The sequence below is a fragment of the Leifsonia sp. NPDC058194 genome, assembly GCF_042883605.1.
Classification (GTDB): domain Bacteria; phylum Actinomycetota; class Actinomycetes; order Actinomycetales; family Microbacteriaceae; genus Leifsonia.
Window position 1 is genome coordinate 660,832 of the sequence record NZ_JBHVVL010000001.1, and the last position, 25,126, is coordinate 685,957.

Below are 25,126 nucleotides of genomic sequence, written 5' to 3' on the forward strand. Positions count from 1 at the left end.
TGGTTTCGGGTAGCACCCGTGTTCCGGCGACGGGCGTGCCTGATCGGCACACGGACGCATCGCCGAATTCGGGGGTGTTTCAGATGCTAGGAGGCCGATTCCGGCGGGCACATACGCAATCGCGCGTATTCTGGCCCGTCATTCCGCCCATATCCGTCCGAAAGAGGGCGTGAATGCGAGTTCGACGATCTGCCGCGTATCATCGGCCCGGTCGACGATGTCGTCGGCCGGCAGTACGCGTGACGTCGAGGTCCACCGCTGCCGATCGGAAGGATGATTGTGATTCGTACGCTCGTGGCCGACGACCAGGCGCTCGTCCGCGGACCCCTCCGCCAGATCCTGGGGCGGACCGACGACATCGAGGTGGTCGGCGAGGCTCTCGACGGGCAGGAAGCCGTCGCCCTCGTTCGCGCGCTGCTCCCGGACGTCGTCTTGATGGACATCAGAATGCCGATCCTCGACGGAATCGCGGCTACAGAGCAGATCTGCTCCGACCCTGCCCTGGCCGCCACTCGTGTTCTGGTGTTCACGACGTTCGACGACGACGACAACGTCGCGGCGGCGCTGCGGGCCGGCGCGAGCGGGTTCGTGGGAAAGGCCTCCGATCCCGCGGATATCGCCAATGCTGTCCGAACGATCCACGCAGGGGACGCGCTGCTCTCCCCGAAGGCCACGCGCGGATTGATCTCCCGCTATCTCGGAGCGACGGCACCCGTGCCGCCCGCGGTCTCAACACTCGATGACCCCCTCACCCGGAGGGAGGAGGAGATCCTGACCATGGTCGCGCACGGGATGTCCAATGAAGGCATCGCCGGAGACCTGCACATCTCGCCTCACACCGTTCGAACCCACATCCAGCGGATCATGACGAAGTGCTCGGCGCGCGATCGCGCGCAGCTCGTCGTCTGGGCATACCGATCGGGGCATATGTCGAGCGCTCACGGAATGGACCATCGATGACGCCTCGGCGCGGAAGCGATCCTGACTCCGCTGTGGCGGCCCGCTACGACGGCCGCCTGGTGATCGTGGACCTCATCCGCGAGATGGGAAGCGCAACGCGAACACAGCTCGCCACACGCGCCGGCTACTCATCGAGTTCGGTGACGAGCCTTGTCGCCGGCCTCCTCGAGGACGGGGTCATCGAGGAGACCGACCTCGTCGGCAAAGGCAGAGGATCGGGCAGCGGCAGGCCGGCCCGCCGCCTCCGCTATGTCGGCAGCGGAGCGCATGTCGCCGGAATCGACTTCGGGCACGCGCATCTCAGCGTGGCCGTCGCCGACGCATCCGGTCAGATCCTTCGCACAGCGCGATCGGAGATCGATGTGGACATCCACGCGGAGGAAGCGCTGGACCGTGCTGCGGCGACACTGCGCGAGCTCGAATCCGACCTCGGGCTGGACGGCGTCGCTTCCGTTGTCGTCGGGGTCCCCGGACCAATCGACCGGAACACGGGCGAACTGACATCACCGAGCATTCTCGCCTCCTGGGTGGGGTTGCGCCCACGCGAAGAGCTGGTCCGCAGACTCGGAGTTCCTGTCCACGTCGAGAACGACGCGGTGCTCGGGGCGTACGGGGAAGGGAGGCGCGGTGCAGGGGAACGCTCCGACGACTTCTTGTACGTCAAGGTCTCGCACGGGATCGGCGCGGCGTTGATGCTCGGCGGACAACCGTACCGGGGCGCGACAGGGCTTGCGGGCGAGATCGGCCACACCAAGGTGCCCGGACGTACGGAGCTCTGCCGCTGCGGCGAGCGCGGCTGCATCGAGGCCGCCGTCTCGACCGGGGCGGTGCGAGATCAGCTCGTTCACACGCATCGGGGGGTGATGAACGAGGTCGTTCCGCTGACATTCGCTGCGGATCCCGCCACGTCGCGGCTCATGCAGGAGACAGGGAGAACGCTCGGCTGGCTCTTCTCCACTCTCTGCAACCTCGTCAACCCGTCGGCCCTCATCATCGGAGGCGAGCTGGGGATCGCGCATCCAGGCATCATCGACGGAGTTCGCGAAGCCCTCGAGCGACATGCGCAACCGGCGATCATGGCGTCTCTCGACGTCGTCCCCGCGGAGCTCGGTGAGAGTGCCGAACTCGTCGGGGCGGTACTGATGGCGGCCGAACGCCAGGCGCGCGTCGGCGCGATGAGTGCCCGATGACCGGCCGGAGCGGTTACCGGCGGCGAATCGCGGCAGGGCTGAAGACATTCGTGTGGATCGTCGTGCCCGCGCTGCTCGCCGCGTTCTTCAGTTGGGAACTCGTCGACAAAGCGCCCGGAGCACCGTCGGCGGTCGGCTGGGCCGCCGCACTCGTGCCCGGGATCGCCCTCCTGTTTCGGCGCCGGGCGCCCTGGCTGACTCTCGCCCTCTGCGTGCTCTGCTATGCGATTGCCGCACCGATGGCTCCCGTGACGTTCGGCGCGGCGTATGCGCCGGCCGTGGCGATCTACACGGTGACGCTGTACGTCCAGCGCCGTCGTGCCGTTGCTGCTGCACTCGTCATGATCGTCCTGATGGTCGCCATCGTCCTCGTGTCTCGCACGGCCGATACCGAGCTGGCCGTCTTCCAGGTGGTCGCCACCATCGGATTCGTCGTCGCTCTGGCCGACTCGATCCGGACGAGACGTGAGTTCGTCGCGGAGGTGACCCAGCGCGCGCGGCGAGCGGAGGCCACCCGGGAGGCGGAATCCCTGCGCCGGGTGGCCGAGGACCGGCTGAGGATCGCTCGCGACCTCCATGATGCGGTCGCCCACCAGATCGCGATCATCAGTCTCAACGCGGGTGCTGTCAGCGAGACGCTGGACACCGACCGCCAGGTCGCACTCGACTCCCTGGCGTCGATCCGGTCCGCCTCCCGCACCCTCCTCACCGAGATCGGGGCGCTCCTCTCAACGCTGCGGGTCGATGAGGGCGACGTCGACCGGGACCCGACGACCAGTCTGAACCGGCTCGACGAGCTGCTGAGAGGGTTCGCGGATTCGGGCTTCTCCGTCACCACTCGGCTCGAAGGCGAGTTGTCCTCGCTGTCACCCGCGGTGGATGTCGTCGCCTACCGGGTCGTCCAGGAGGCCCTCAGCAACGCACAGAAGCATGCGGCGTCCAAGGAGGTCGACCTGCAGGTCGTGAACACCCGCGGCCTTCTCCGCATAACGGCCCGGAACCGGGTCAGCGGCGGACCGCCCTCCCGCCGCGGACGCGGCCTCATCGGCATCCGAGAGCGCCTTTCGAGCGTTAACGGGTCCCTCGAGACGTCGCGGGAAGGGGGCGTCTTCAGCCTCCGCGTGACGATCCCGACGGACGGGTGACCGGGCGGATCCCGGGGCATCGGGCAACGATCGCTCCGCCCACGATGAGGACCATGCCGCGCGTCACCTCGGTCGGACCGTCGGCCACTGCGTGCTGATCGACAACAGGTCGTCACGGACGCTCGTCGGCGACTGCGCCACCTGCTGCCTGCTCCTCTGCGCGAGCACCGGGTGATCCGTGACCAAGCCATCGATCCCCTCCCGGAGCAACTCGCGCATCCGGAGGGCTGAGTCGACCGTCCAGGCGTAGATGGCGCGGCCCTCTCGGTGCGCGGCGGTGATCGTGGCGGCGGTGATCGACGCCTGCTCGACGACGTAGAAGTCGCACGGCGTGCCCGGGAGCGGGCCGGAGAGCATGGCGATGGTCAGGCCGACGCGCAGTTCCGGATGGCGCTCCTTGATGGTCCGCACGACGTCCGGATCGAGGGAATGGAACGAGTTGCCGCGCAGACCGTCGATCGTGGCGAGCTCGGAGAGCACGTTCGCGACATAGTCGGGGCGCTCGTGGCCGGTCACTTTGAGCTCGATCAGCAGGGGCAGCTCCAGTGCTCGCGCACGTTCCACATACTCCGCCATGGTGGGGATGGTGTCGCTGTGTCCCTTCATGGTGACGACCGTCGACGTGGCCTGCGCCGTCGTCATGTCGTAGATGTTCTCGTCCTTCCCGGCGAGCACGAGCAGGTTCGTGTCGTGGCTGGCCACGAAGCCGCCGTCGCTCGTCTGCTGGATGTCGACCTCGACGACGTCCGGGTGGTCGCGGGCCGCCGCCTCCAACCCTCCGATCGTGTTCTCGACTCCCCCGGAGTCCTCCCCGCGGTGCCCGATCACCAGGGCACCGCCATCCGCCGTCGGCACCGCGGCGGCCGCGGGCGACGCCGCGAAGGGATTCGCACCTGCGACGGCCACGAGAGCCACCACGACCGCGATCGGGACGGCCTCGCGCACTGGCGCCCGTCGCGGATCCCGCGGTCGCGCGGCAGAGCCGGCCGGCCGGCCGGCCACGGCACGCGCTCGGTCGATGAGCACAATGGCGACGAGCTGGGCGCTGACCAGGCCGAGCACGGCCACCAGGAGCTCCAGGAGGCCCGAGCCGATCGAGGCGAGGAACGGGAGCCGGCTCGCCACGAGGTCGACGGCCGGCCCGACGGAGGTGGCGACGAGCCAGGTCACCGTCGTCGGGGCCGCACACACCATCGTCAACGCCAGAGCGAAACGGGACGCGCCGAGACCGGTCGCCCGCACGCTCGCCGGCAGGGCATGCCAGCCACGGGCCCCGCCCGCGATCGCCAGCGGGAGCACCAGGATCGCCCGATAGCTGGCGTAGATGAGCACGGCGGCGATCGCGCACCAGGCGAACGCCGTCAGGGGTGCCTTGAGGAATTCACGCCCGATGAACGGCGGAAGCAGGAGCCCGGACGTCAGGGGTGCGAACAGTCCGAACCCGATGAGAGGCCCGACGAACGCGAACTGGATCCCGGCGACGAGCCGAGCCGCCGGCGCCGAACGCCTCAGCATCCCCCCTGCCCGCGAGACGACGGTGCGGATCGACGGGTCCGCACCGGAGAGGTGGACATCCACCCCGGCGAACAGGAGGAGCACCCACGCGAGCGTCACGACCAGGATGATTGCGACGACGCCCAGCAGCATCGCCACCGAACCCGGCGAGGCGAGCAGGACGGAGACGTTGCGATCGCTGAGGTACGTGAGCCCGGCCACGGATACGGCCGCGTCGAGCAGGCCTCGCACCGCCGGTGCGATGACCAGTTCGATCGCGGCGAGCGCCAGCGCGTCCAGCGTCCAGTACCGGAAGGGCAGTCGCACGAAATGGGAGAAGAGGGCGCTCCGCCGCGGAGGGGACGACCGTGGGCGATGCGTGTTCGAACGTCCACGCGTCAAGGATCGGGTGTTCATACAACGTTCTGTCGATTCGGGTTGTGTCGCAGAGGCCGGCGACGGATTTCAGCTTCGCACGCGCGCACGATGCGCGAATCGCCCGCTCGCAGCAGAGCGGGTACACCATCTGCAGTACACGAAGATCGTCCCGTCGCGGGACGCGTGTCTCGACGTCCTCGACGAGGCTTGATGCATACCCAGTAGAGAGGGGCGGACATGCACGCACTGACCACACCGGCGGCCGCGGATCCCACGGAGGACGTGACCTGGACGACACCGGAGAGCCGGCTCTGGGTCGCGACCCGCGCATCCTCGTTCGTCGGGCTGATCGAGTTCACCGAGAACCACTTCCTCGTCACCGACTCGACCAGGACCGTCATCGGGACGTTCGCCGGCCTCGCGCAGGCCAAAGCCGCCCTGGAGGGGTGATGGGCGCCGCGCAGGACTCCTGACGGTTGCGGCTCAGGACGTCGGCGCGACCAGGCCCGTCTCGTACGCGATGATCACCAGCTGAGCGCGGTCATGGGCTTGCAGCTTGGCCATGATCCTGTTGACGTGCGTCTTCGAGGTGTGCGGCGAGATGTACAGGGCGTCGGCGATCTCGTCGTTCGAGAGCCCCCGCGCGACGCGGGTCAGGATCTCGACCTCGCGCGGAGTCAGCAGGTCGAGGGACTCCGACGACGTGCGAGGGGACGGGTCGATCGACAGGTAGTGGCCGATGAGTGCGCGTGTCGCGATCGGGGAGAGCAGGGAGTCGCCGTCGTGTACCGCGCGGACGGCACGAGCGATCTCCTCGGGCTCCGCGCCCTTGCCGACGAACCCGCTGGCGCCGGAGCGCAGCGCCGAGAACACGTACTCGTCCTCTTCGAACGTCGTCAGGATGAGCACCCGGCTCCCAGCGAGCTCCGGGTCCGCTCGGATCGACCGCGTGGCCTCGATCCCGTCCATCTCGGGCATGCGGATGTCCATCACGACGATGTCGGGGCGCAGCTCGCGCGTCAGGGACACCGCCTGCAGTCCGTCCGCCGCCTGACCGACGACGTCGAGATCGGCCTCGGCGTCCAGGAGGTGCGAGACGGCGGTGCGGATCAGCGGCTGGTCGTCCGCGATGAGGACGGAGATCATCGGCCGGCCTCTCCGTGGCGCTCGATCGGAAGGAGCGCCTCGAGGCGGTACGACGTACCGTCCTGACCGTAGGTGACCGAACCGCGCACCGACGCGACCCGCTCCGAGATCCCGGCGAGGCCGTGGCCCGCGGGCGAGGGTTCTGAGTCCGCCCCACCGGGTTCCAGCGGGTTCACCACCGCAACCCTCACGTGATGCCCGTCCGCGGCGACGATCACATGCGCGCGGCCGCGCTGTCCGTGCTTCTGGGCATTGGTCAGCCCCTCCTGGATCACCCGGTAGGCGACGACGTCCACGGCGGACGGCAGCGAGGCAGTGTCGCCCTCGAGCCGGATCGTCACCGTGAGCCCGACGGCGCCGAACTCCTTGACGAGCTCGTTGAGCCGTGCGAGCCCGGGGACGGAGGCAGTCGACGCCGTCTCGTCGGGCGACCTCAGAGTGGCGAGGAGGTCGTGGATCTCGCCGAGCGCGGTCCGTGACGCCGATCGGATCGTCGACAGCGCCTCCCGCGCGGTGTCCGGCTGCTTCTGGATGGCGGTGCTGGCCACGCCCGCGTTGAGGCTGATGACGGCGATCTGATGGGCGACGGCGTCGTGCAGGTCACGAGCGATCCGGAGGCGGTCCTCCGCCACGCGCCGCGACGCCTCGGCCTCCCTGGTGGCCTCGGCACGCTCGGCGCGGGCGGTGATCGCCGCGACGTACTCGCGGCGCGTGCGCACGATGTCGCCGATGGCGGCGGCGAAGGCGATGGTGATGATGCTCTGAACGGTGAGCGGATGCAGCAGTGCCCGGCCGCCGATGAAGACGGTCAGCGTCAGCACTGCGATGACGGCCGCAGCCGTGACGATCGCCCAGCGTCGACTGCGAGTGGCCGCGATGGTGTAGACCGCCACGGCGGTCGCGAGCACCGACACGGGGGTGAGGGGAAAGCTCACCGACGCGACGATGAAGCAGGCCACGCACGCTGCCAGCACCACGACGGGCCAGCGGTTGCGGAGGAAGAGCAGGACGACCGGGAGCAGGACGGCGACGAACCCCACCACCGTCTTGGAGCCGTACTGGCCGGGGAAATGCCCGAACGCGGACGCAAGGATCACCATGCCCACGACGATGGTTCCGACCCATCCGGGGATACGGAGGCCGGGATTGGCCTGCTCGTGCGGCTCGCTCACAGCAACCAGTCTGCCGAGATCCGGCGGATCCCGCGTCCCCCTCGCGTACTACCCGCGGATACCCCATCCGCAGTACGAGGTGACCGTGGTCGCTGGATGCCCTCCCGCGGTGCGTCCGCGAGCCTGGACTGACGGCTCCACAGCAGCCGGCGCCGCCGTGGCGGCGAGACAGAACCGGAAGGAATGCACGGTGAGTTCACCCATCATCGCCGTCAGGGACGTGGTCAGATCGTACGGGCGGGGTGCGAACCGATTCGACGCGCTGAAGGGCGTGAGCCTCGAGATCCTCGAAGGCGAGAGCGTCGCCATCATCGGCAAGAGCGGCTCGGGCAAGTCCACCCTGATGCACCTGCTCGCCCTCATGGACGAGCCCACCTCGGGCGAGATCGACCTCGGCGGCACCGATACGCGCACCCTCGGCGGCCGCCGCCTGAACCGGACCAGGAACAAGACCTTCGGGTTCGTGTTCCAGCAGTTCTTCCTCACGCCGAACATCAGCGTGCTCGAGAACGTGATCCTGCCGCTCAAGATCGCGGGCGTCCCCTCCCGTGAGCGCAAGCGCCTCGGGATGGCCGCGCTGAAGCAGCTCGAACTGGACGACAAGGCCAAGAACAAGGCCGTCAACCTGTCCGGCGGGCAGAAGCAGCGAACCGTGATCGCGCGCGCTCTGGTGAACGATCCGCGGATCATCTTCGCGGACGAGCCGACCGGCAACCTGGACACCGCCACCGGCGCCGTCGTCGAGGACATCCTCTTCGGGTTGAACCGCGAGCATGGGATCACGCTGATCGTCGTCACGCACGACGAGGACCTCGCCGCCCGCTGCGACCGGAGGATCCACATCAGGGATGGTCACATCGTCGAGGACGAGCGCACGGAGGTGGCTGCATGAAGACCGTCGATCTGATCGGGACCGCGATCACCAGCACCTTCCGCTCGAAGACCAGGACGGTGCTCACCGTCCTGTCGATCTTCATCGGCGCCTTCACCCTGACGCTCACGAGCGGGCTGGGCACCGGCATCAATCAGTACATCGACACGACGGTCGCCAGCATCGGCGTCAGCAACGTCATGACCGTGACGAAGCAGGCTCCGCAGACCGACGCCGCGTCCCAGCAGTCCCAGGACGGCCCGCGCACGTACGACCCGGACGCGGTCACCCGCGGAGGCGCCGCCGGAGGCGGTGGAACCGTCCAGTACATGACGCAGTCCGACATCGACACCCTCGCGGCGATCGACGGCATCACCGAGGTCGACCCGGTGCGCAACGTGAACCTGGACTACGTGCAGGTGGGCGACGGGACCAGGTACGTCGCGTCCATCGGCGCTCTCATCCCCGGGCAGAAGCTCGAGATGGCCACCGGCAGCGCGCCCAGCACGGCTGCCGACGCGTACGAGGTCGCGATCCCGCCGAGTTACGTCGAGCCGCTCGGGTTCTCCAGCGACGACGACGCGGTCGGCAAGTCGATCGTCATCGCGCTGACGGACGCCACCCACACCCAGCAGACGGTCACCGCGACCATCGCCGGTGTGACGGAGGACACCTTCAACCCGACGGGCACCTCCAGCCTCACCCCCAGCGACGCGCTGACGACCAAGCTGAACGCCCTGCAGAGCGTCGGTCTCCCAGCGGATCAGGTGGACCGGTTCACGCAGGCGAGTGCGACCTTCAGCGCCGACGCGACGGATGCCGAGATCACCGCCCTCAAGAACCGCGTCCACGATGCCGGATACACCGGCACGACGCTGGCCGACCAGCTGGGTTCGTTCAAGACGATCATCGACGCCATCGTGCTCGTGCTCAACGTCTTCGCAGTCATCGCCCTCCTGGCGGCGAGCTTCGGCATCGTGAACACCCTGCTCATGTCGGTGCAGGAGCGCACTCGCGAGATCGGTCTCATGAAGGCGATGGGGATGGGCAGCGTGAGGGTGTTCAGCCTCTTCAGCCTGGAGGCGGCGTTCATCGGATTCCTCGGCAGCGCCATCGGCGCGCTCATCGCGATGCTCGTCGGGACTGCGGCGAGCAGCGCACTCAGCGGCGCCCTGCTCTCCGGTCTGCCGGGGCTCTCGCTCGTGGCGTTCAACCCGGTGACCGTGGTCGGCACGATCCTGATCATCATGCTCGTCGCCTTCTTGGCGGGGACATTGCCGGCCTGGCGTGCGGCCCGGCAGGATCCCGTGGAATCGCTGCGCTACGAGTAGAGGGACTGTGTGCTGGTGGCTGCGACCTTCCTCGTGGCCACCAGCAGCGCGTCGTCTACCTCGGTGGATGGCACGGCGGCCGGCTCACTTCGCAGCGGCGGATTCCCGCAGCCGTGGATCGAAGCGTCGGTAACCGGGTCGCAGTCGGATCGCCTCTGCCGAGACGCGTTCGATATCGTCCCACCGGACGAGGAACGAGCCGCGGTGCCGCCACCGGAGGAAGCGGGCGATGAGCCAGGGCGACGTTTCCTCGTTGCGCTCGTAGCCGAGAAACGAAGAACCGGAGTGGCTGCTCACGACGAAGCCGTCCAGGCGAGCGTGAGCGAGCAATTGCCCGGGGGCGCCGTCGACGACGAAGCGGGCGTCGATCACGCGACCGAGCCGGCTGCCGTCCGGGTCGTAGACCGGCGCCTGCATCAGGTCACTCAGGATCATGTCGGCCCCCCGGGATGCGCGCGACGATGTGGTCGCGCGCCCAGCGCTCGACCCACGTCACATCGAGTTGCTCGCCGCGCACGCCCAACGAGACGACGATGTCGACACGTGCGACGTCCGACCAGGGGATGCGGTTCAGCCGTGACCGCGGCGGTCTGCCTCCGAACATCCGGGTCCACAGGGCAGACCCGCTGAGAAGGTTGTCGATCACCGGCGGCGGGGTCCCCGGTGCGATCGGCTGGTCGAACGGGATGTCGCTCAGCTCGAGGTCGTCGACGGTCACGACGGGCACGTCATCGGTGTCGAGGATCTGCCGGTCCAGGAGATGAAGCTCGGCATCGATGACCTGACCGGCGTAGTCGCCTGTCTGCTCCAGCGGTACGTCCGTCATGCGCCCATCCCCGTCACGATCATCAAGGGGATCGCGGCGACGGAGGCAACCAGGATGATGGCCAAGTAGACCATCGCGAATGCGTTCGTCACCTTTCCGTTCACCGCCTCTCCCATGTACTGCCGGTCGTTGGCGACGACCAGGATCGGCAGATAGGTCAACGGCAACGCGATCGCGGAGAACACCACCGAGAACTCCGTGACCGCCACCGGGTCGACACCGGTGGCGAGAACACCGACACCGATCAGCAAGGCGACGATCATGGTGATGTGGAAGCGCGCCGCCTGCGCCGGGCGGCGGAATTTGCCCCACGACCAGCCGAAGAACTGAGCAAGTGTGTACCCGCTGGAGAGCGTCGTCTCCAGCGCAGCGCCGAACGTCGCTGCGACCATCCCGACGATGACCAACGCCAATGCGAGTTTGCCGCCTGCCTCGGCGACGGGCAGCGCCACCTGAGCGAGCGACGTGACATCGATCCCGCGTGGCAGGAGGACGATCGTTGCGCATGCGGCGATCGCGAGGGAGAGGATCCCTCCGAGGGGGAAGCCGACCATGACATTGAGGCGGGACTGTGCGATGTCCTTCTTCTTCCATTTCTCCTCGACCGCGCCGGAGGAGAAGAAGAACACCTCGTACGGAGTCATCGCCGCACCGAAGAGGGCGATCGCGTAATACCAGTAGGTCGCCCCGTGCTCGCTGGCCGGCACATGCGGCGCGATGGCCTGGCCTGCGAGTTCTGCCCAGTTCGGATGAAGCAGGAACACGGCGACGGCGAAGACGATCAAGGTCAGGCCGAGAAGCCCGGTCACGTTCTCGAGGAGTGAGAACTTCGCCCGCCACACCACCAGCCAGACGGCGAATGCCGCCACCGGGATCCACAACGTCGGCTCGATGCTGCTGGCCAGCTGCAGCGCGAGCGCGATACCGCCGACTTCGGCGGTCAGCGTCAGGAGGTTGATCAGAAACGAGGCCGAGAGGTTGGCGAGACCGGTGCGCGGCCCCAGCCGCTCGCGGATGATCTCGAATGTGGCGCGCCCGCTGACCGCGGCGACCCGGCCAGACATCTGGGCGAACAAACAGATTCCGACGACACCGACGATGACCACCCACGCCAACGACATCCCGAAGCGGGAACCGACGACGGCGTTCGTGACGAGGTCGCCGATGTCGAGGAACCCGCCGATCGCGGTCAGCACGCCGAGCATCACCCCCAGGAGGCGCTTCATTCTCCGGCCTCAGCCTTCTGGAGCTGATCGGAGAGTGTCGCGAGATCCTCGGTCGAGGAACGCAGCGACGTGACGGCTGAGGGTGCGTCCGTCTGGACGGCACGCTGGGCGGCGAGGACCGCGTCCAGCGCACTTCGGATCGCCGCAAGTGTGCGCCTCTGCTGGTTGGTCTCCGTCACCCCTGCAGGCTCGATCCCGCTCGCCGCCTGCTCTGCCGCCCCCAGCTGTGTGATGGCATCGGCGAGAACCGTCTGCGTTGTAGGAAGGAAAGTGCGATCACGTGCTTGCTGCGTCATCGCCAACGTCGCCGCGCTCGCAGCTGATCGCGCGTCGGTCGCCGCCTGGCGCAGGTCGGAGACGCTACTGGAGCACCCGGCGAATCCCGCGACCGCAAGGCTTGCGGCAAGCACCACAGCGGCGACCCGCGGGGACCGCCGACGCGAACGACTCCTGACCATGACCGGACCGTACGCCGGGAGAAAGCTGAACGCAGGGGGTGGGAAAGAGCTTCGGATGCTGCTAGGCCAGGACGAAGGCCGAGGCCGCCGCGCACGTCGACCGCCCAGTCGCGCCAGATGACGAGGGGGTCGCCGAACAGCTGCTCGAGATCGTCGCGTGCCGACCACAGAACGAGCAGAGGCTGTGACAGGCGCCGACCCGCGTCTCGGTCAGCCCCCTCGTCGGCTCGGTCGACCGTGAGGCCGGCGCGGTAGTCCTCCAACATGGCGCGCACCACCCGGGGGGACCGCATCGCATGTCGCCACTCCCCATGGTTCTCCGCACCCATGGCCTCCGGGTCACCCCGGTACCAGCGGTCCGGGTCGGCGAGGATCACGCGTTCCGGAATCTCGGGCTGCATGAAGAAGAACCAGTGCCACCATTGGGTGGCGAACTCCGGACTCATACGCTCCAGGTGCTCGACGATCGGGATGCTGTCGAGCAGGGCGACCCGCCCGACGGCCTCGGGATGGTCCATGGCCATGCGGAAGGCCACGTAACTCCCGCGATCGTGACCAACCACGGTGAAGCGCTCGTATCCGAGGACACGCATCGCCGCGAGCAGCCGCTCAGCGCTGGCGCGCTTCGAATGAGCGGTGTGGTCAGGGCTGGGGTCGGGCGCGAGAGACGCGCCGTATCCGGGCAGATCCGGCACGACCACTGTGCAGCCGAGCGCGAGGAGCCGCCACGCGACGCGATGCCAGGTGGATCCGGTCCGGGGGTGCCCGTGCAGGAGGAGGACGACCGGGCCTGTGCCCGCATGTCGCACGTGTACGGTCCCTCCATCGACGACGACATCCTCCACCACGAAGCCGGAGAAGATCCGATGCTCGCGTTCCGGCGGCACGGGCACCATGGATGTCCTCCTCACTTCCCGCCGTCAGCGTTTCGAGACCGAGAGCCCAGCCTCCACATCAGGGCGTGGGCATACCTCCGTTGACCGAGAGCGTCTCGCCGATCACGTAGCTCGACTCAGGGGAGGCGAGGAAGACGTAGGCGGGAGCGAGCTCGGCCGGTTGGCCGGCGCGCCCGATCGGCGTCTGCGAGCCGAAGTCGGGCAGCTTCTCCGGCGGCTGGCCGGCGCTGGGCTGCAACGGCGTCCAGATCGGACCAGGGGCCACGGCGTTGACACGGATGCCCTTCGGGGCGAGCTGCTGGGCGAGCGCCTTGGTGAACGCGTTGATGGCGGCCTTGGTCGTCGCGTAGTCGACCAGTTGCTCGCCCGGCAGGTACGCCTGCACCGAGGTCGTGTTGATGATGGTCGCGCCGGGCGCCAGATGCGGGAGCGCCGCCTTCGTGAGCCAGAACATCGCGTACACATTGGTCTTCATCGTGAGGTCGAACTGCTCGTCCGGCAGCTCGGCGAGATCGGTGCAGAAAACCTGCTTGCCCGCGTTGTTGACCAGGATGTCGAGGCCGCCGAACTCGGCGACCGTGCGCGAGACCGCCTCGGCCGCGAACGACTTCTCGGTGAGGTCGCCGGGCAGGAGGAGCGCCGAGCGTCCCGCAGCCCGGATCTGCTCGCCGATGGCCTGGGCGTCCACCTCCTCGTCCGGCAGGTAGACGATCGCGACGTCGGCTCCCTCACGTGCGAACGCGATGGCCGCCGCCGCGCCGATCCCGGAATCTCCCCCGGTCACGAGGGCCCTGCGCCCGTTCAGGCGGCCGCTGCCCTCGTAGCTGTGCTCGCCATGATCTGCGGGCGGGTCGAGCTCGCTGTCGCGGCCCGGCTCCGGCACCTGGTCCTTCGGCGGCGAGATGTGCGGGTAGCGATCGACAGGATTGTCGAAGGTGTACTGGTTGTCAGGCATGGCCCCACCGAACCACGGCGATACGGGTGCCGCCACGGGGCTGCCCAAGCGGGCCGGGAGGGGTACCGTGCCTGGGCAACCGGTCCACGCGGCTACTGCGCGTCGGGGTGCAGCAGCACCTTCGTCCACCCGTCCTCGCGGGCGTCGAAGCGTTCGAACGCCTCCGGTGCCTGTTCGAGCGGAAGCTCGTGGGAGACTATCGCGCTGGGGGTCGCCTTGCCGTGGATGATGAGGTCGCGCAGTTCGCGGTTGTACCGCTTGACAGGGCATTGGCCGGTGCCGAACGACAGCCCCTTCTCCCAGGCGGCGCCGAAGCTCCAGGGCACGCGGCCCTCCTTCGACGACTCGTCGGCTGCTCCGGGGTCCTCGGGCACGTAGACGCCGACGATCCCGATGCCGCCCGTGGCGCGCACCACGCTCACCAGGTTGTCGAGAGCGAGCTCGGGATGCTCATGGCCGCTCGCGTCGTGCGCCTGGTAGCCGACCGCCTCCACGCCCCGGTCGACGCCGAAGCCGTCGGTCGCGTCCATGATCGCCTCGACCGGGTCGCCGTCGGCCAGCGAGACCGCGGTCGCCCCGAACGTCTGTGCCAGCGCGAGCCGGTCCGCCTCCTTGTCCACGACGAACACCTGCGATGCGCCGCGCAGTACCGCACTGTGCGCCGCCATCAGGCCGACCGGGCCGCCGCCGAAGATCGCCACCGACTCGCCGGGCCGGAAGCCGGACATCTCCACGCCGTGGTAGCCGGTCGGGAAGATGTCGGACAGCATGGTGAAGTCCGCCTCCCATTGGTCGCCCGCCGGCAGCTCGAGCAGGTTGAAGTCCGCCCACGGCACGCGCAGGTACTCGGCCTGCCCGCCCCGGTAGGGCCCCATCTTCGGGTAGCCGTAGCCCGCGCCGGGATCCCCGGACGGGTTGGCGCGCAAGCACGCGGACGTGTATCCGAGATTGCAGTTGCGGCAGGTGCCGCAGGCCAGGTTGAACGGTACGGAGACCCGATCCCCGACCTTGATGCGGTCGACGCCGGACCCGACCTCGACGACGACGCCCATGTTCTCGTGACCGAACACCATCCCGGCGTCCATCTCCGCGCGGCCCTCGTAGGGATGCAGGTCCGACCCGCAGATGTTGGCGGTGGTGATGCGGATCACGGCGTCGAGCGGCTGCTCGATGCGGGCGTCCTCGACCTCCTCCACCGACACATCGCGCGGTCCGTTGTAGACGACTGCTTTCATCTCTCACACCTCTTGACTGATTTGGATCTCGCTCTTCCCGGGGACGGTACGAGGAGTGAAGCGCCCGGCACAGAGGTTGCCCGATCACGAGATCTGGCGTAGCGAGCGTTCTCCAGCGCGACATCCGTCACGACCTCGTGGGCGCGAAGCGAGCGACGACGTGTCCGGATCACGCCATCACGTACGCGGCGGGATCTCCGTCTGCGTCGTCTCCGACGGCGGGAGGAGTCGCAGCGGCTTCGACCGGCACATGGTGGCTCGTGACGTGTGGGCTGTCTTCGTCTTCCACGACCAGCCCCCGCGAGCTGTCCGCCGAGTCCGCCAGGGTTTCGAGCCAGTCGCGATTGAGAGACGGTGTGCGAGAGCCGTTGAAGTGGAAACGAAGGTTGGTGGCGGGGTGGATCCAGATACTGCTGCGTCCGCTGCCGGCCGCAGCCGTGTCCTTCCAGGACATGGCGAAGCTTTGTCCGTGGCGGAGCTTGTTGATGATGACGATGTGGAGGTGCGCGAGGGTTCGATCGTCGAAGTCGATGTCGTGGTTGTCGTAGCTGAGGTAGCCCATGTTTCCCCTCCTCGGTTTGTCCGGAAGGGGGCAAAAAGTCGGTTGCCAATCGAATCTTCACGTCAACCGGAGGGTGTTGCCCTCAGTGTGACCCCCTTTCAGGCCCACTTCCAGCAGCACGGACCGAATGTCAGGTATGGAGCAAGGAACGATCCACGAGCGCTGGGCCGTCCACCTCTTCAGCAGCAGCTTCTGCGTCGGCGAGCTCGAAATACACGCCGACGACGACAGGCGCCAGCTCGTGGAGAAGCACGACCGCATACACAGGGACGTCCATGACCCCACTCTCCTCCGAGGGCGATGAGGCGGAGGCTCTTGACAGAAGCGACTTCTCGGCCAGTCCGGTGCTCGTAATGGGCCCGGCGTCAAGCCGTTGCAGCCGTCGCCATCGCCCTGTCTACTGGCGTCCTGACGAGAAGGGTGAGCCCATGCGGACGACGCTCGGAGTGGAGGAGGAGTTCGTGCTCCTGGACCCGGTGACGCTGACCCCGGTCGCCCGCGCGGCCGACGCCGTCACGGCGCTGGGCGGGCCCCGCCGCGAAGGCGGCGCGGTGACGCAGGAGTTCTTCCCGTCACAACTCGAATACGCGACCCCGGTCTGCGACACCGCGGCCGAGGCCTCGGAGGCGCTGGAGCAGTTCCGCCGCGCACTGCGCGCCTGGGCCTCAGACGCCGGCCTCCTGGCCGCCGGGGTCGGACTGCCGTACAGGACAGCACACGTCGCGCAGGTGACGGATGAGGAACGGTATCGCGATATCGCCTCCCGATTCGGTCTCGTCGTTCCCGATCACCAGCTCAACGGGTTGCACGTGCATGTGGGAGTCGGCGATCGGGACGAGGCGATCGTCGCTCTCAACCGGCTGCGCCCCTGGCTGCCGGCTTTGCTCGCCCTTTCGGCGAACTCGCCGTTCTGGCGGGCCGAGGACACGGGCTTCGACAGTTGGCGTGCGATTCACAGCCGCCGGTGGACGACGCACGGCATCCCTCCGGCGTTCCTCGATGCCGCCGACTACGACCGCCGCGCCGGGGCGCTGAGCGGTATCGGGGGCACCGTGGATGCCGGCACCCTCAACTGGGTGGTCCGGCCGTCGGAGCGTTACCCGACGGTGGAGGTGCGAGTCTTCGACGCCCAGCTCGACGGGGTGACGAGCACCGCGCTCGCGGCGCTCGTCCGTGGTCTGGTGACGACCCCTCCTGAGGGCGACGTCGACCTGCTCCCGCTCTCGCCCGAACTGCTCGACGCAGCTCACTGGCACGCTGCCCGGGACGGACTCGGCGGCGAACTCGTCAACCCGCTCGACGGGCGGCTGCGCCCTGCCCCCGAGGTCGTGGAAGCGCTTCTCGCCCAGGCTCGGCCGGGGCTCGTGGAGCACGGCGACGCCTCGCTCGTGGCCGCCGCCGTCGCGCGGCTGCTCTCCGACGGGAACGGCGCGACCCGGCAGCGCCGTGCGCTCGCGCAGGGCGGGACCTCCGGCTTGGCCGATCTGGTCTCCGGGTCGGCCGACGCGATGCACGGAAGGGACGACGGGGCAAGCGCTTGATCCGCCCCCACCGACGCGGCACGGTCGAGTCATGACTCCACGCATCACCCCCCGCGGGACGGTCAGCGCGGCGCTCCTGCAGACGCTGCCCCTCGCACCGCAGGACGCGCGCGACGCTGCGGCCGGCATCGTCGAGGAGGTCCGCGCCGCGCTGGACGCCGGGCCCGACCTGCTCACCGACGACGACCTCCAGCTGGCCCTCTACCTGATCTACGGACTCTCCTACGGCGGCACGGTCGACGCCGACGACGAGTGGGAATGGGACCCCGACATCGTGGTCGCACGTCGGCTGATCGAGCGCCGATTCGAGGAGCAGCTGCGCGAGCGCATCCCGGTCGGCGATCTACCGGAACCCGACGCCGAAGCAGTCGCCGCGCACCTCTTCTCCCTCACCGCCGAGGACGGCGGCCCGAGCCTCTCACGCTTCATCGCGAAGAAGGCAGGCGACGAGCAGCTACGGGAGTTCGTCATCCAGCGCTCGATCTACACGCGCAAAGAGGCGGACCCGCACTCGTGGGCCATCCCGCGGCTCACCGGGCGCGCGAAGGCGGCACTCGTCGAGGTGCAGTCGGACGAATACGGGGGCGGGCGCCCCCACCGCATCCACGCCGAGATCTTCGCTCGCACCATGCGCGGGCTGGGCCTGGACGACACATACGGGGCGTACGTCGACCAGGTGCCCGCCATCACGCTGGCCTCCTTCACGATGATGTCGATGTTCGGGATGAATCGACGCCTTCGTGGGGCGATCGCCGGCCACCTCGCCGCGTTCGAGATGACCTCCTCGATCCCCAACCGCTTCTACGGCAACGGCTTCCGCCGCCTCGGCTACGACGAGGACGTCACGGCGTACTACGACGAGCACGTCGAAGCCGACGCCGTGCACGAACAGATCGCCGGACGGGATCTCGCCGGAGGTCTCGCCGAGGACGAACCCGACCTCCTGCCCGACATTCTCTTCGGCGCCGCGGCCTGCCTCTACGTCGACGGACTGGCCGGGCAGCACATCCTCGACAGCTGGGACGCTGGCCGCAGCTCGCTGCGGACGCTCGAGCAGGTCACCGCGTGACGCGGGACGAAGCGCCCGAGATCGTCGTGTGCCCGAACGGCCCGCTGCTGGTGCGCGGCCGCGTCGACCTCACGACACCGGACGGCGAACCCGTCGAACAACGACGCAAGACCGTCGCCCTCTGCCGCTGCGGAGTCTCCACCATCAAACCGTTCTGCGACGGAACCCACAAAGCGATCCACTTCACCACGGAACCCCCGACCGAATAGGCCGGACACGCGAGCACCGCCGGGTCCAGGCCTGAACGTGCGGCAGAGGCGCCTGGCTTTCGTCGCCGTGAGGCAGGTTGTGCCGGTGCCCTGAGTGGCTCGTTGGGCTTGCGGAATCAGCACCTTCTCCGGGCCATGTCGGTCTGTTATATCAACAAACGGACCTGACTTTCTCAGGTCAACGGCCCCGTGAGATACCGCTGCACGGTCGCTCCGACCGTGTCTATGACCACCTCCTCGTCGAGGTCCACAGCGGGCGCGAAGCGGTAGATGTTGCGAGCGAAGGAGAAACCGAGGATCTGTGACGTGATGAGGGTCGCACGCAGGAGTCGCTCGTCCGTCGGCACGCTCTCCTCGACGGCGTGGATCAGCGTCGACTCGAAGTTGGCACGCAGCAGTTCGAGCGCACGCTCCTCGTGGCCCGCGATGAGGAGCGCGGCCCGGAGGCTCTCGGCGAGCGGGGCGTCCTTCCAGGCCTCGGTGAAACAGCGAACCAGCGCACGGCCGCGCTCCTCGATCGGAGCTTCGAGCGCGGAGCGCACACGTCCGCGGAATTCGTCGGGCACCGTGACCGCGGCATCGAACAGAGCTTCCTTGGTGCTGAAGTAGTAGCGCACGAGCTTGACGTCGACGCCGGCCTCTGCTGCGACGGAGGTGAAGCTGGTGCCGGCGAACCCGTTGACTGAGAACTGGTGACGGGCAGCCCTGATCACGGTGGCAGCGACTTCACCTCGCCCTCCGCGCGGGCCCCGCTTGCCGGCGGCGCGCTGTCGCGTCGGCTCAAGCATGTCGTCTCCGTATCCGTGTGGGTCGTTCAACGACGTCGACCATACCATTTTCTCTCAAAAGGGAAAATACTCTTGCGCGCAGACTCACCGCCGTCATATTCTTCCTTCGCCCACTTATTTCCCTTAAACGAGAAAATAGCGACGAAAGGCATCTCTCATGACCACCCAGCTCACCAACCGCCCTCCCTCAACAGGCACCGCCCTGCGGAGAGCCGCGATCACGCTCCCGCTCTTCCGCCACGCGATCTGGCTGATGCCCGCCGCCTTCGCGTTGCACATCACCGAGGAGTACATCGGTAACTTCCCCGCCTGGGTGACCGAGGACGTCCACGGCAGCTTCGACTACCTCGCGTTCGACCTCAACAACCTCATGTTCATGGCGATCCTCGTCACCCTGGTGTTCCTCAACTCTCGCAAGACCGGTCCCGTGCGTACGTTCGCACTCGTCGCCTTTGCCAGCGGCAACCTGTTCTGGGACGGCCTCTTCCACCTCTTCATGACGCCGGTGCTGCACCAGTACTCCCCCGGGCTCGTCACGGCGATGCTCCTCTACTACCCGATCTGCATCCTGATCGGAATCATCATCGTCAAGCAGGGCATCATGACCGGCCGACGATTCGCTCTCGCCCTCGTCGCCGGTCTCGCCCTCTTCGCCTTCGTCGTCTGGTACGGCCTGTTCCACTTCGCGATCTGACCTCGCCGCACCCAGGAAGCACGCCATGACCACGACAGCGCCCGCCGCGACCGACGTCCTCATCGCCGGCGCGGGACCCGTCGGACTTGCACTCGCCGTCGATCTCGCCCGCCGCGGCATCCCCGTGCGGATCGTCGACACCCTGTCCGCGCCCACCGACGAGTCACGAGCGATCGTCGTGCACTCCCGCACCCTCGACCACTTCGAGACGCTCGGTATGCTGAAGCCGATTCTGGACCGAGCCGTGATCTCGACCGGCATGGAGATCCACGACGACGGCAAGACCGTTGCCTCGGTCGGCTTCGACAGCATCCGCGCCGCGCATCCCTACTCCGTCTCGTTGGTCCAGTCCGAGACGGAGGCGATCCTCGCGGGCCGGCTCGCCGAGTTGGGCGTCAGGGTGGAGCGTGGCACGACGCTCACCGGCTTCACCGGGATCGACGGCGGGATGACGTGCGTCGTGACCGACGCGAACAGCGCAGCCGTAACCATCCGCGCCTCCTATCTCGTCGGCACGGACGGCGCCCGCAGTGCCGTCCGCCACCTCACCGGCGAGAGACTGACCGGCTCGTTCGCCGGCGAGGATGTCGTGCTCGGCGACATCGAGGCCGATCACGACTACGAGCGCTCCCACTTCCACGCCTTCTTCTCCCCCGGCCAGACCAGCGGCCTGCTGTTCCCACTCACCAGCGACCGTGTACGCGTCTTCGCCCAGCTTCCTGACGGCACCGACCCGAAACGAGAGGTGACCGCTGACTGGCTCCAGCAACTCATGGAGGAGCGCGGCATCCGCGCCCGCATCACCGGAACTCACTGGCTCACCCGATTCGAACTCAAACACGGCCAGGTGCCTGACTACCGTCACGGACGGGTGTTCCTGGCCGGCGATGCCGCGCACATCCATAGTCCGGCCGGCGCCCTCGGCATGAACACGGGCATCCAGGATGCGATGAACCTCGGCTGGAAGCTCGCCCGCGCCGTTCGAGATCACGACGGCGAGCGCCTGCTCGACTCCTACCAACGGGAGCGACATCCGGTGGGCGCACACGTCGTCGCACTGACCACCGAGATCACCGACATCGCAACCGTCAGCAACCCCGCCCTGCAGGAACTGCGGAACGCACTCATGCACGTCGGCGTAGAGCTGCGACCCCTGATCGACCGGATGGCCGACGAGATTGAGCAGCAGCGCATCCACTACCGCGACAGCCGGGTCGTCACCGGTTACGGTCGCCGACTTCGCCCGGGCGACTTCCTCTTCCTTGCGAACACCGGGGTCAGTGCCGCCCTGGCCGCGACAGACGACCACGTGATCGTCGCCGTGCCCGAAATGCACGGCGAGCATGCCCTCGCGCCAATCACGGTCGGACTCCCGGTCATTCAGGCCGCTGCATCCGACCTCCCTGCCCTCCGCGAGGCGACCGGCCTCCATCACGGAGGTCTCATCATCGTGCGCCCCGACGGCTACATCGGCAGCATCAGCGCCGACCTCGACCACGCCGTTCCCCAGTACCTCCGCCTCCTCGGCGACAACTGACCGAAAGGATCCCCAGCATGCCTTCCCTCAAGCCGTCCACCTACGGAACCCAGTACGCCGGCTGGACGCCGTCCACCCTCGCGATGCAGGGGCTCGGCAACCGCGTCCTGACCGACCAGCGCATCCCGGTCGCCGGTGCCGAGCTCCACGCCGACGTCTACCTCCCCACTGTCGAGGGCCGGTTCCCTGCGGTGGTCTCGTTCTCCGCGTACAGCACCGAGACACACACCGCCGGCATTCCGACCGGGTCGAACGAGATCGGGTCGCCTCCGGTCTTCACCGATCGTGGCTACGCCCCCGTGATCGTCGAGCGCCGAGGGATGGGGCGCTCGACGGGAGATCAAGGGATGTTCCTCGGCGAGCAGGATGTCGACGACCATCAGGCTGTCATCGCGTGGGCCGCCGCCCAACCCTGGTGCAACGGTGAGGTCGTGCTCTTCGGCACCTCGTATTACGGCATGACCCAGCCCCTCGTCGCGGTGCGCAAACCCCCGGCACTCAAGGCGTTCTTCGGGAACGAGATCTGCACCGACTACTACCGGCAGCTGGCGCAGTTCGGCGGGGTGCCCAACCTCGGCTTCTTCAACGTGTGGATGGGCGCCAACTTCACCCAGGAGCAGTACGACAAACGGTGGTCGCCTCGCAAACGCGCGATCGTGAGTCACGTCACCAACGGGGCCCTCCATCCGTTGGTCGAGAAGGCCGTGCGGGCGAACGTGAACAGGATGTTCGCGAAGTTCACCGCGGCGACACCGGTCGAATCCGTGCGGCGCATCTACGCCGACTGGGTCTTCGGCAGCAAGACCCGCGACGAGCCCGGCACCATCCCGGAAGGGCCGACGCGGATCCTCGACCGTATCGAGATCCCGTTCGCGGTGGTGCAGAACCTGGCAATGTTCAACCTGCACCAGTACGGCAGCTACGACCTGTTCGAGAACGCGGCCACCCGCGCCGACCGCAAATGGCTGATCGTGGCCGAGCACGAGTACGACCTGCCGGCCTACAGTTTCCAGCTGGAGGCGATCGCGTTCTACGACCACATCCTCCGCGGCACCGACAACGGATACGCCCAACGGCCACACGTGCGCTATTGGGTCGACGGCGCCGATCGTTACGAAGGCGCAACCTCGTTCCCGCCGCCCGGCACGACGACGATACGGCTCTACCCGGCCAAGGGTCCTGCCGACCATCACACCCAACCTCTCGCCACGACGCCCTCGCAAGCCGGGTCCGGCACCTGGCACGCCGTACCCTTTGGGGTGCCGATCCTCGGAGGAATAGAGGAGATCGCCAACCAGCTGCTCAGCTACGAATACGCACCGAGCGAGACGGTCGAATTCGCCGGACCCGTCACCGCGAACCTGCGGTTCTCGTGCAACGAGCTCGACTCGTTCGTGATCGCCCGGCTCTCACGCATCGACTCCGCGGGGAAGCGGCACCACCTCTCCATGGGTGTCATCCGCCCCGCCGCGCGCACGATCGAAGCCGACCGCAGCACGAGCGTCGAGATCGCGATCGACACCACCGTCCGCACACCATTGGTGCCCGGCGAACCAGTCACCCTGCGCTTCAGCCTCACCCCAGGTCCCGTGCGCCTCGAGCCCGGCGAACGCCTCCGCCTCGACATCGGCAGCCGCACCGACCTCCTCCGGGAGAGCCCGGCCACCGGATTCGCCCACTTCGAGCTCCCTGCGCCGCCGTACTTCAGCCGCAACACCCTCCACTACGGCGGCGAAAGCTGGATCGAGCTGGCCCAGATGCCCTGAGGGCGTCAGTCAGCGAGATCCTAGGAGCGCGCACGATTCGAACGCTTGTCTCCTGGCTCAGGCAGTGCTTGAACCTCGTTCTCGACCAGGCGTGCTTCATTTGTGCTGAAAATGAGTCACAATATTCGGCTATAAATACCCTTTGATCAGGCATTTAACAGGGCGGAGGGCGTGGGATTCGAACCCACGAGACATTTCTGCCCACCAGTTTTCAAGACTGGCTCCATCGGCCGCTCGGACAGCCCTCCCGGCGCCGGCGGACCGGCGTCGCCCGAGTCTACCGAACCGGGCCGGCGGTCGCCGAGGTTCACGTCGTGGCGGTCATTCCCGCGTAAATGGTCGCCACGACGTGAACTTCGGCGCGCGCGGCGGCGGGTGAGGGCTGCGCTAGTCCTGGAAGGGCTTCGAGCAGGTGACCTGCGCCGCCGTCTGGCCGTGCACGTCCGACGGCAGCGTCACGGAGCTGTCGGTGGCGGCGTCGGTCGAGCCGTCCGTCGGCGCCTGCGTGGCGGTGTCGGTCGGTGCTGCGGGTGCCTGCGTGGCCGTGTCGGTGGGTGCCGCCTCGGAGCCGACGCCGGTGTCGCCGGAGAGGGTCACGGGCTGGTCGTTCTTCAGCGCGGACATCAGGGTGTCGGCCGCGTCGACCGTCGGTGCCACTCCGCCGTCGACGTAGTGGTTCGGGTACTGGACGAAGACGACCTTGCTGATGTCGATGTCCTTCAGCGCGACGGCCATCGAGGCGATGGTCGTGACGTTCTGGAGGCTGGCGGAGAGCTGGATGTTGCTCACCGCCGCCTTCGCCAGGCCGTAGACCTTGAGAGGGTTGGTGAGGGTGTCCGCGCTCTTGATCGTGCGGACCAGGGACGACAGGAACACCTGCTGGTTGCTGATGCGGCCGAGGTCGGAGCCGTCGCCGACGCCGTGCCGGGTGCGGAGGAAGGCGAGGGCCTGCGAGCCCTCGAGGGTGTTGTCGCCGGCCTTCACGTCGAGCCCGGTGTACGGGTCGGTGATGTCGCCCGCGACACAGACGGGCACGCCGCCGACCGCGTTCGACATCTCGATCACGCCGTCGAACTCGATGACGCCTGCGTACGGGATGTCGAGGCCGGTGAGCTTCTCGACCGTGAGCACCGTGCAGGCCAGGCCGCCGTAGCTCAGGGAGCTGTTGATCTTCTGCCGGCTCATCGCGTCGAAGCTGCCGCCCTTGGGGTCGGGGCACGAGGGGATGGAGACGAACATGTCGCGCGGGAGGCTGATGACGGTGGCGTTCTTGTGGTCCGAGGAGACGTGGAGCACCATCGTCACGTCGTTGAGCACTTCGCCGCGGTCGCCATAGGCGGCGTTGCCGCCGCCGCTGTCGGAGCCCGCGAGGAGCACGTTGAACGCGCCGTCCATCGCACCGACCTTGGGGACGACCGCGTTGCCCTTCTCGTCGACGAGGGTGACCGCCTTCTGAGCGGTCGCCGTGCCGGTGACGTCGAGGACCGCGTAGGCGGCGACGCCCGCGGTGGAGACACCGAGCACGGCGATGACGGCGACGAACACCCCGAGGATCGTGCGGAACGGGTGGTGCTGCTTCAGGCGGCCGTGGCGGGCGACGGTCGGTCCTGCGGACTTCTCCTGTGCTCGCGCCTGCGCGCGGGTGGGCACCTCGTTCATTCACTTCCTTCCAGGGAT

The 25,126-nt window shown here is 67.9% G+C and carries 26 protein-coding genes and 1 tRNA gene; 12 read left to right on the forward strand and 15 right to left on the reverse strand.

Features of this window, described 5'->3' with window-relative positions; all coding sequences use genetic code 11:
- Nucleotides 1-273 precede the first annotated feature (273 nt).
- The 3 genes from ACFVU2_RS03130 to ACFVU2_RS03140 are packed head-to-tail and all read left to right on the forward strand — an operon-like array spanning nt 274 to nt 3,295.
- Nucleotides 274-960 (forward strand): response regulator, encoded by a 687-nt coding sequence (locus ACFVU2_RS03130; protein WP_387870855.1) that lies wholly within the window; start codon nt 274-276, stop codon nt 958-960.
- Nucleotides 957-2,150: an ROK family protein gene (locus tag ACFVU2_RS03135; RefSeq protein ID WP_387870858.1), complete on the forward strand. Its 1,194-nt coding sequence runs from the start codon at nt 957-959 to the stop codon at nt 2,148-2,150. Before ACFVU2_RS03130 ends, ACFVU2_RS03135 begins: the two co-directional genes overlap by 4 nt.
- The gene (locus ACFVU2_RS03140) at nt 2,147-3,295 is read left to right on the forward strand and encodes a sensor histidine kinase (RefSeq protein WP_387870861.1); all 1,149 of its coding nucleotides are present in this window, start codon (nt 2,147-2,149) and stop codon (nt 3,293-3,295) included. Before ACFVU2_RS03135 ends, ACFVU2_RS03140 begins: the two co-directional genes overlap by 4 nt.
- Before the next feature lie 63 nt (nt 3,296-3,358).
- Here ACFVU2_RS03140 and ACFVU2_RS03145 read toward each other — a convergent pair whose 3' ends face one another.
- A complete protein-coding gene (locus ACFVU2_RS03145) occupies nt 3,359-5,206 on the reverse strand; it encodes a glycerophosphodiester phosphodiesterase family protein (protein WP_387870864.1) in 1,848 nt (615 codons plus the stop codon).
- A 198-nt stretch (nt 5,207-5,404) separates the two neighbouring features.
- Here ACFVU2_RS03145 and ACFVU2_RS03150 point away from each other — a divergent pair, with 198 nt between their 5' ends.
- Nucleotides 5,405-5,617, forward strand: coding sequence for a hypothetical protein (locus tag ACFVU2_RS03150; RefSeq protein WP_387870867.1), 213 nt, complete (start codon nt 5,405-5,407; stop codon nt 5,615-5,617).
- Between the two features lie 33 nt (nt 5,618-5,650).
- On the opposite strand, the gene ACFVU2_RS03155 is transcribed toward ACFVU2_RS03150, so the two are convergent.
- The gene (locus ACFVU2_RS03155) at nt 5,651-6,313 is read right to left on the reverse strand and encodes a response regulator (protein WP_387870869.1); all 663 of its coding nucleotides are present in this window, start codon (nt 6,311-6,313) and stop codon (nt 5,651-5,653) included.
- Nucleotides 6,310-7,485: a sensor histidine kinase gene (locus ACFVU2_RS03160; protein ID WP_387870872.1), complete on the reverse strand. Its 1,176-nt coding sequence runs from the start codon at nt 7,483-7,485 to the stop codon at nt 6,310-6,312. The genes ACFVU2_RS03155 and ACFVU2_RS03160 overlap by 4 nt, the downstream gene beginning before the upstream one ends.
- A gap of 190 nt (nt 7,486-7,675) precedes the next feature.
- On the opposite strand from ACFVU2_RS03160, the gene ACFVU2_RS03165 reads away from it, so the two are divergent.
- Both ACFVU2_RS03165 and ACFVU2_RS03170 read left to right on the forward strand, forming a co-directional pair.
- Nucleotides 7,676-8,377, forward strand: coding sequence for an ABC transporter ATP-binding protein (locus ACFVU2_RS03165; protein ID WP_387870875.1), 702 nt, complete (start codon nt 7,676-7,678; stop codon nt 8,375-8,377).
- On the forward strand, nt 8,374-9,687 hold the full coding sequence (locus tag ACFVU2_RS03170; RefSeq protein WP_387870877.1) for an ABC transporter permease: 1,314 nt from the start codon (nt 8,374-8,376) through the stop codon (nt 9,685-9,687). The genes ACFVU2_RS03165 and ACFVU2_RS03170 overlap by 4 nt, the downstream gene beginning before the upstream one ends.
- Nucleotides 9,688-9,771: 84 nt before the next feature.
- Here ACFVU2_RS03170 and ACFVU2_RS03175 read toward each other — a convergent pair whose 3' ends face one another.
- The 9 genes from ACFVU2_RS03175 to ACFVU2_RS03215 form a co-directional block, all read right to left on the reverse strand.
- On the reverse strand, nt 9,772-10,122 hold the full coding sequence (locus tag ACFVU2_RS03175) for a PRC-barrel domain-containing protein (RefSeq protein ID WP_387870880.1): 351 nt from the start codon (nt 10,120-10,122) through the stop codon (nt 9,772-9,774).
- Nucleotides 10,109-10,513, reverse strand: coding sequence for a hypothetical protein (locus ACFVU2_RS03180; protein ID WP_387870882.1), 405 nt, complete (start codon nt 10,511-10,513; stop codon nt 10,109-10,111). The genes ACFVU2_RS03175 and ACFVU2_RS03180 overlap by 14 nt, the downstream gene beginning before the upstream one ends.
- Nucleotides 10,510-11,739, reverse strand: coding sequence for an NRAMP family divalent metal transporter (locus ACFVU2_RS03185; protein WP_387870885.1), 1,230 nt, complete (start codon nt 11,737-11,739; stop codon nt 10,510-10,512). The genes ACFVU2_RS03180 and ACFVU2_RS03185 overlap by 4 nt, the downstream gene beginning before the upstream one ends.
- Nucleotides 11,736-12,035: a hypothetical protein gene (locus tag ACFVU2_RS03190; protein WP_387870887.1), complete on the reverse strand. Its 300-nt coding sequence runs from the start codon at nt 12,033-12,035 to the stop codon at nt 11,736-11,738. Before ACFVU2_RS03190 ends, ACFVU2_RS03185 begins: the two co-directional genes overlap by 4 nt.
- A complete protein-coding gene (locus tag ACFVU2_RS03195) occupies nt 12,032-13,093 on the reverse strand; it encodes an alpha/beta fold hydrolase (RefSeq protein ID WP_387870890.1) in 1,062 nt (353 codons plus the stop codon). The genes ACFVU2_RS03190 and ACFVU2_RS03195 overlap by 4 nt, the downstream gene beginning before the upstream one ends.
- 58 nt (nt 13,094-13,151) lie before the next feature.
- Nucleotides 13,152-14,048, reverse strand: a complete 897-nt coding sequence (locus tag ACFVU2_RS03200) for an SDR family oxidoreductase (RefSeq protein ID WP_387870893.1) — start codon at nt 14,046-14,048, stop codon at nt 13,152-13,154.
- Nucleotides 14,049-14,140: 92 nt separating this feature from the next.
- On the reverse strand, nt 14,141-15,283 hold the full coding sequence (locus ACFVU2_RS03205; protein WP_387870895.1) for a glutathione-independent formaldehyde dehydrogenase: 1,143 nt from the start codon (nt 15,281-15,283) through the stop codon (nt 14,141-14,143).
- A 169-nt stretch (nt 15,284-15,452) separates the two neighbouring features.
- Nucleotides 15,453-15,845: an ATP-dependent DNA ligase gene (locus ACFVU2_RS03210; RefSeq protein ID WP_387870897.1), complete on the reverse strand. Its 393-nt coding sequence runs from the start codon at nt 15,843-15,845 to the stop codon at nt 15,453-15,455.
- 130 nt (nt 15,846-15,975) lie between these two features.
- Nucleotides 15,976-16,122 carry a hypothetical protein gene (locus tag ACFVU2_RS03215; RefSeq protein ID WP_387870899.1) on the reverse strand — a complete coding sequence of 49 codons (147 nt, stop codon included), beginning with the start codon at nt 16,120-16,122 and terminating at the stop codon, nt 15,976-15,978.
- Between the two features lie 151 nt (nt 16,123-16,273).
- Here ACFVU2_RS03215 and ACFVU2_RS03220 point away from each other — a divergent pair, with 151 nt between their 5' ends.
- From ACFVU2_RS03220 to ACFVU2_RS03230, 3 genes are read left to right on the forward strand one after another with little or no spacing between them, the layout of a single operon-like run.
- Nucleotides 16,274-17,386: a YbdK family carboxylate-amine ligase gene (locus tag ACFVU2_RS03220; protein WP_387870902.1), complete on the forward strand. Its 1,113-nt coding sequence runs from the start codon at nt 16,274-16,276 to the stop codon at nt 17,384-17,386.
- Between the two features lie 31 nt (nt 17,387-17,417).
- Nucleotides 17,418-18,455, forward strand: a complete 1,038-nt coding sequence (locus ACFVU2_RS03225; protein WP_387870905.1) for an iron-containing redox enzyme family protein — start codon at nt 17,418-17,420, stop codon at nt 18,453-18,455.
- Entirely contained in the window at nt 18,452-18,664 is a 213-nt protein-coding gene (locus ACFVU2_RS03230; RefSeq protein WP_387870908.1) for a CDGSH iron-sulfur domain-containing protein, read from the forward strand. The genes ACFVU2_RS03225 and ACFVU2_RS03230 overlap by 4 nt, the downstream gene beginning before the upstream one ends.
- Before the next feature lie 173 nt (nt 18,665-18,837).
- Here ACFVU2_RS03230 and ACFVU2_RS03235 read toward each other — a convergent pair whose 3' ends face one another.
- Nucleotides 18,838-19,377, reverse strand: a complete 540-nt coding sequence (locus ACFVU2_RS03235) for a TetR family transcriptional regulator (protein ID WP_387870910.1) — start codon at nt 19,375-19,377, stop codon at nt 18,838-18,840.
- Nucleotides 19,378-19,609: 232 nt separating this feature from the next.
- On the opposite strand from ACFVU2_RS03235, the gene ACFVU2_RS03240 reads away from it, so the two are divergent.
- Genes ACFVU2_RS03240 through ACFVU2_RS03250 form a run of 3 tightly spaced genes read left to right on the forward strand, consistent with a single transcriptional unit; the run spans nt 19,610 to nt 23,449 of the window.
- A complete protein-coding gene (locus tag ACFVU2_RS03240) occupies nt 19,610-20,146 on the forward strand; it encodes an HXXEE domain-containing protein (RefSeq protein ID WP_387870913.1) in 537 nt (178 codons plus the stop codon).
- A gap of 25 nt (nt 20,147-20,171) precedes the next feature.
- Complete coding sequence (locus ACFVU2_RS03245; RefSeq protein ID WP_387870916.1) at nt 20,172-21,683, forward strand: FAD-dependent monooxygenase; 1,512 nt, start codon at nt 20,172-20,174, stop codon at nt 21,681-21,683.
- Between the two features lie 17 nt (nt 21,684-21,700).
- Nucleotides 21,701-23,449, forward strand: a complete 1,749-nt coding sequence (locus ACFVU2_RS03250; RefSeq protein ID WP_387870919.1) for a CocE/NonD family hydrolase — start codon at nt 21,701-21,703, stop codon at nt 23,447-23,449.
- Between the two features lie 163 nt (nt 23,450-23,612).
- Here ACFVU2_RS03250 and ACFVU2_RS03255 read toward each other — a convergent pair.
- Nucleotides 23,613-23,697: transfer RNA gene (locus ACFVU2_RS03255), tRNA-Ser, on the reverse strand.
- Between the two features lie 139 nt (nt 23,698-23,836).
- Nucleotides 23,837-25,108, reverse strand: coding sequence for an LCP family protein (locus tag ACFVU2_RS03260; RefSeq protein WP_387870922.1), 1,272 nt, complete (start codon nt 25,106-25,108; stop codon nt 23,837-23,839).
- Nucleotides 25,109-25,126: the final 18 nt, after the last annotated feature.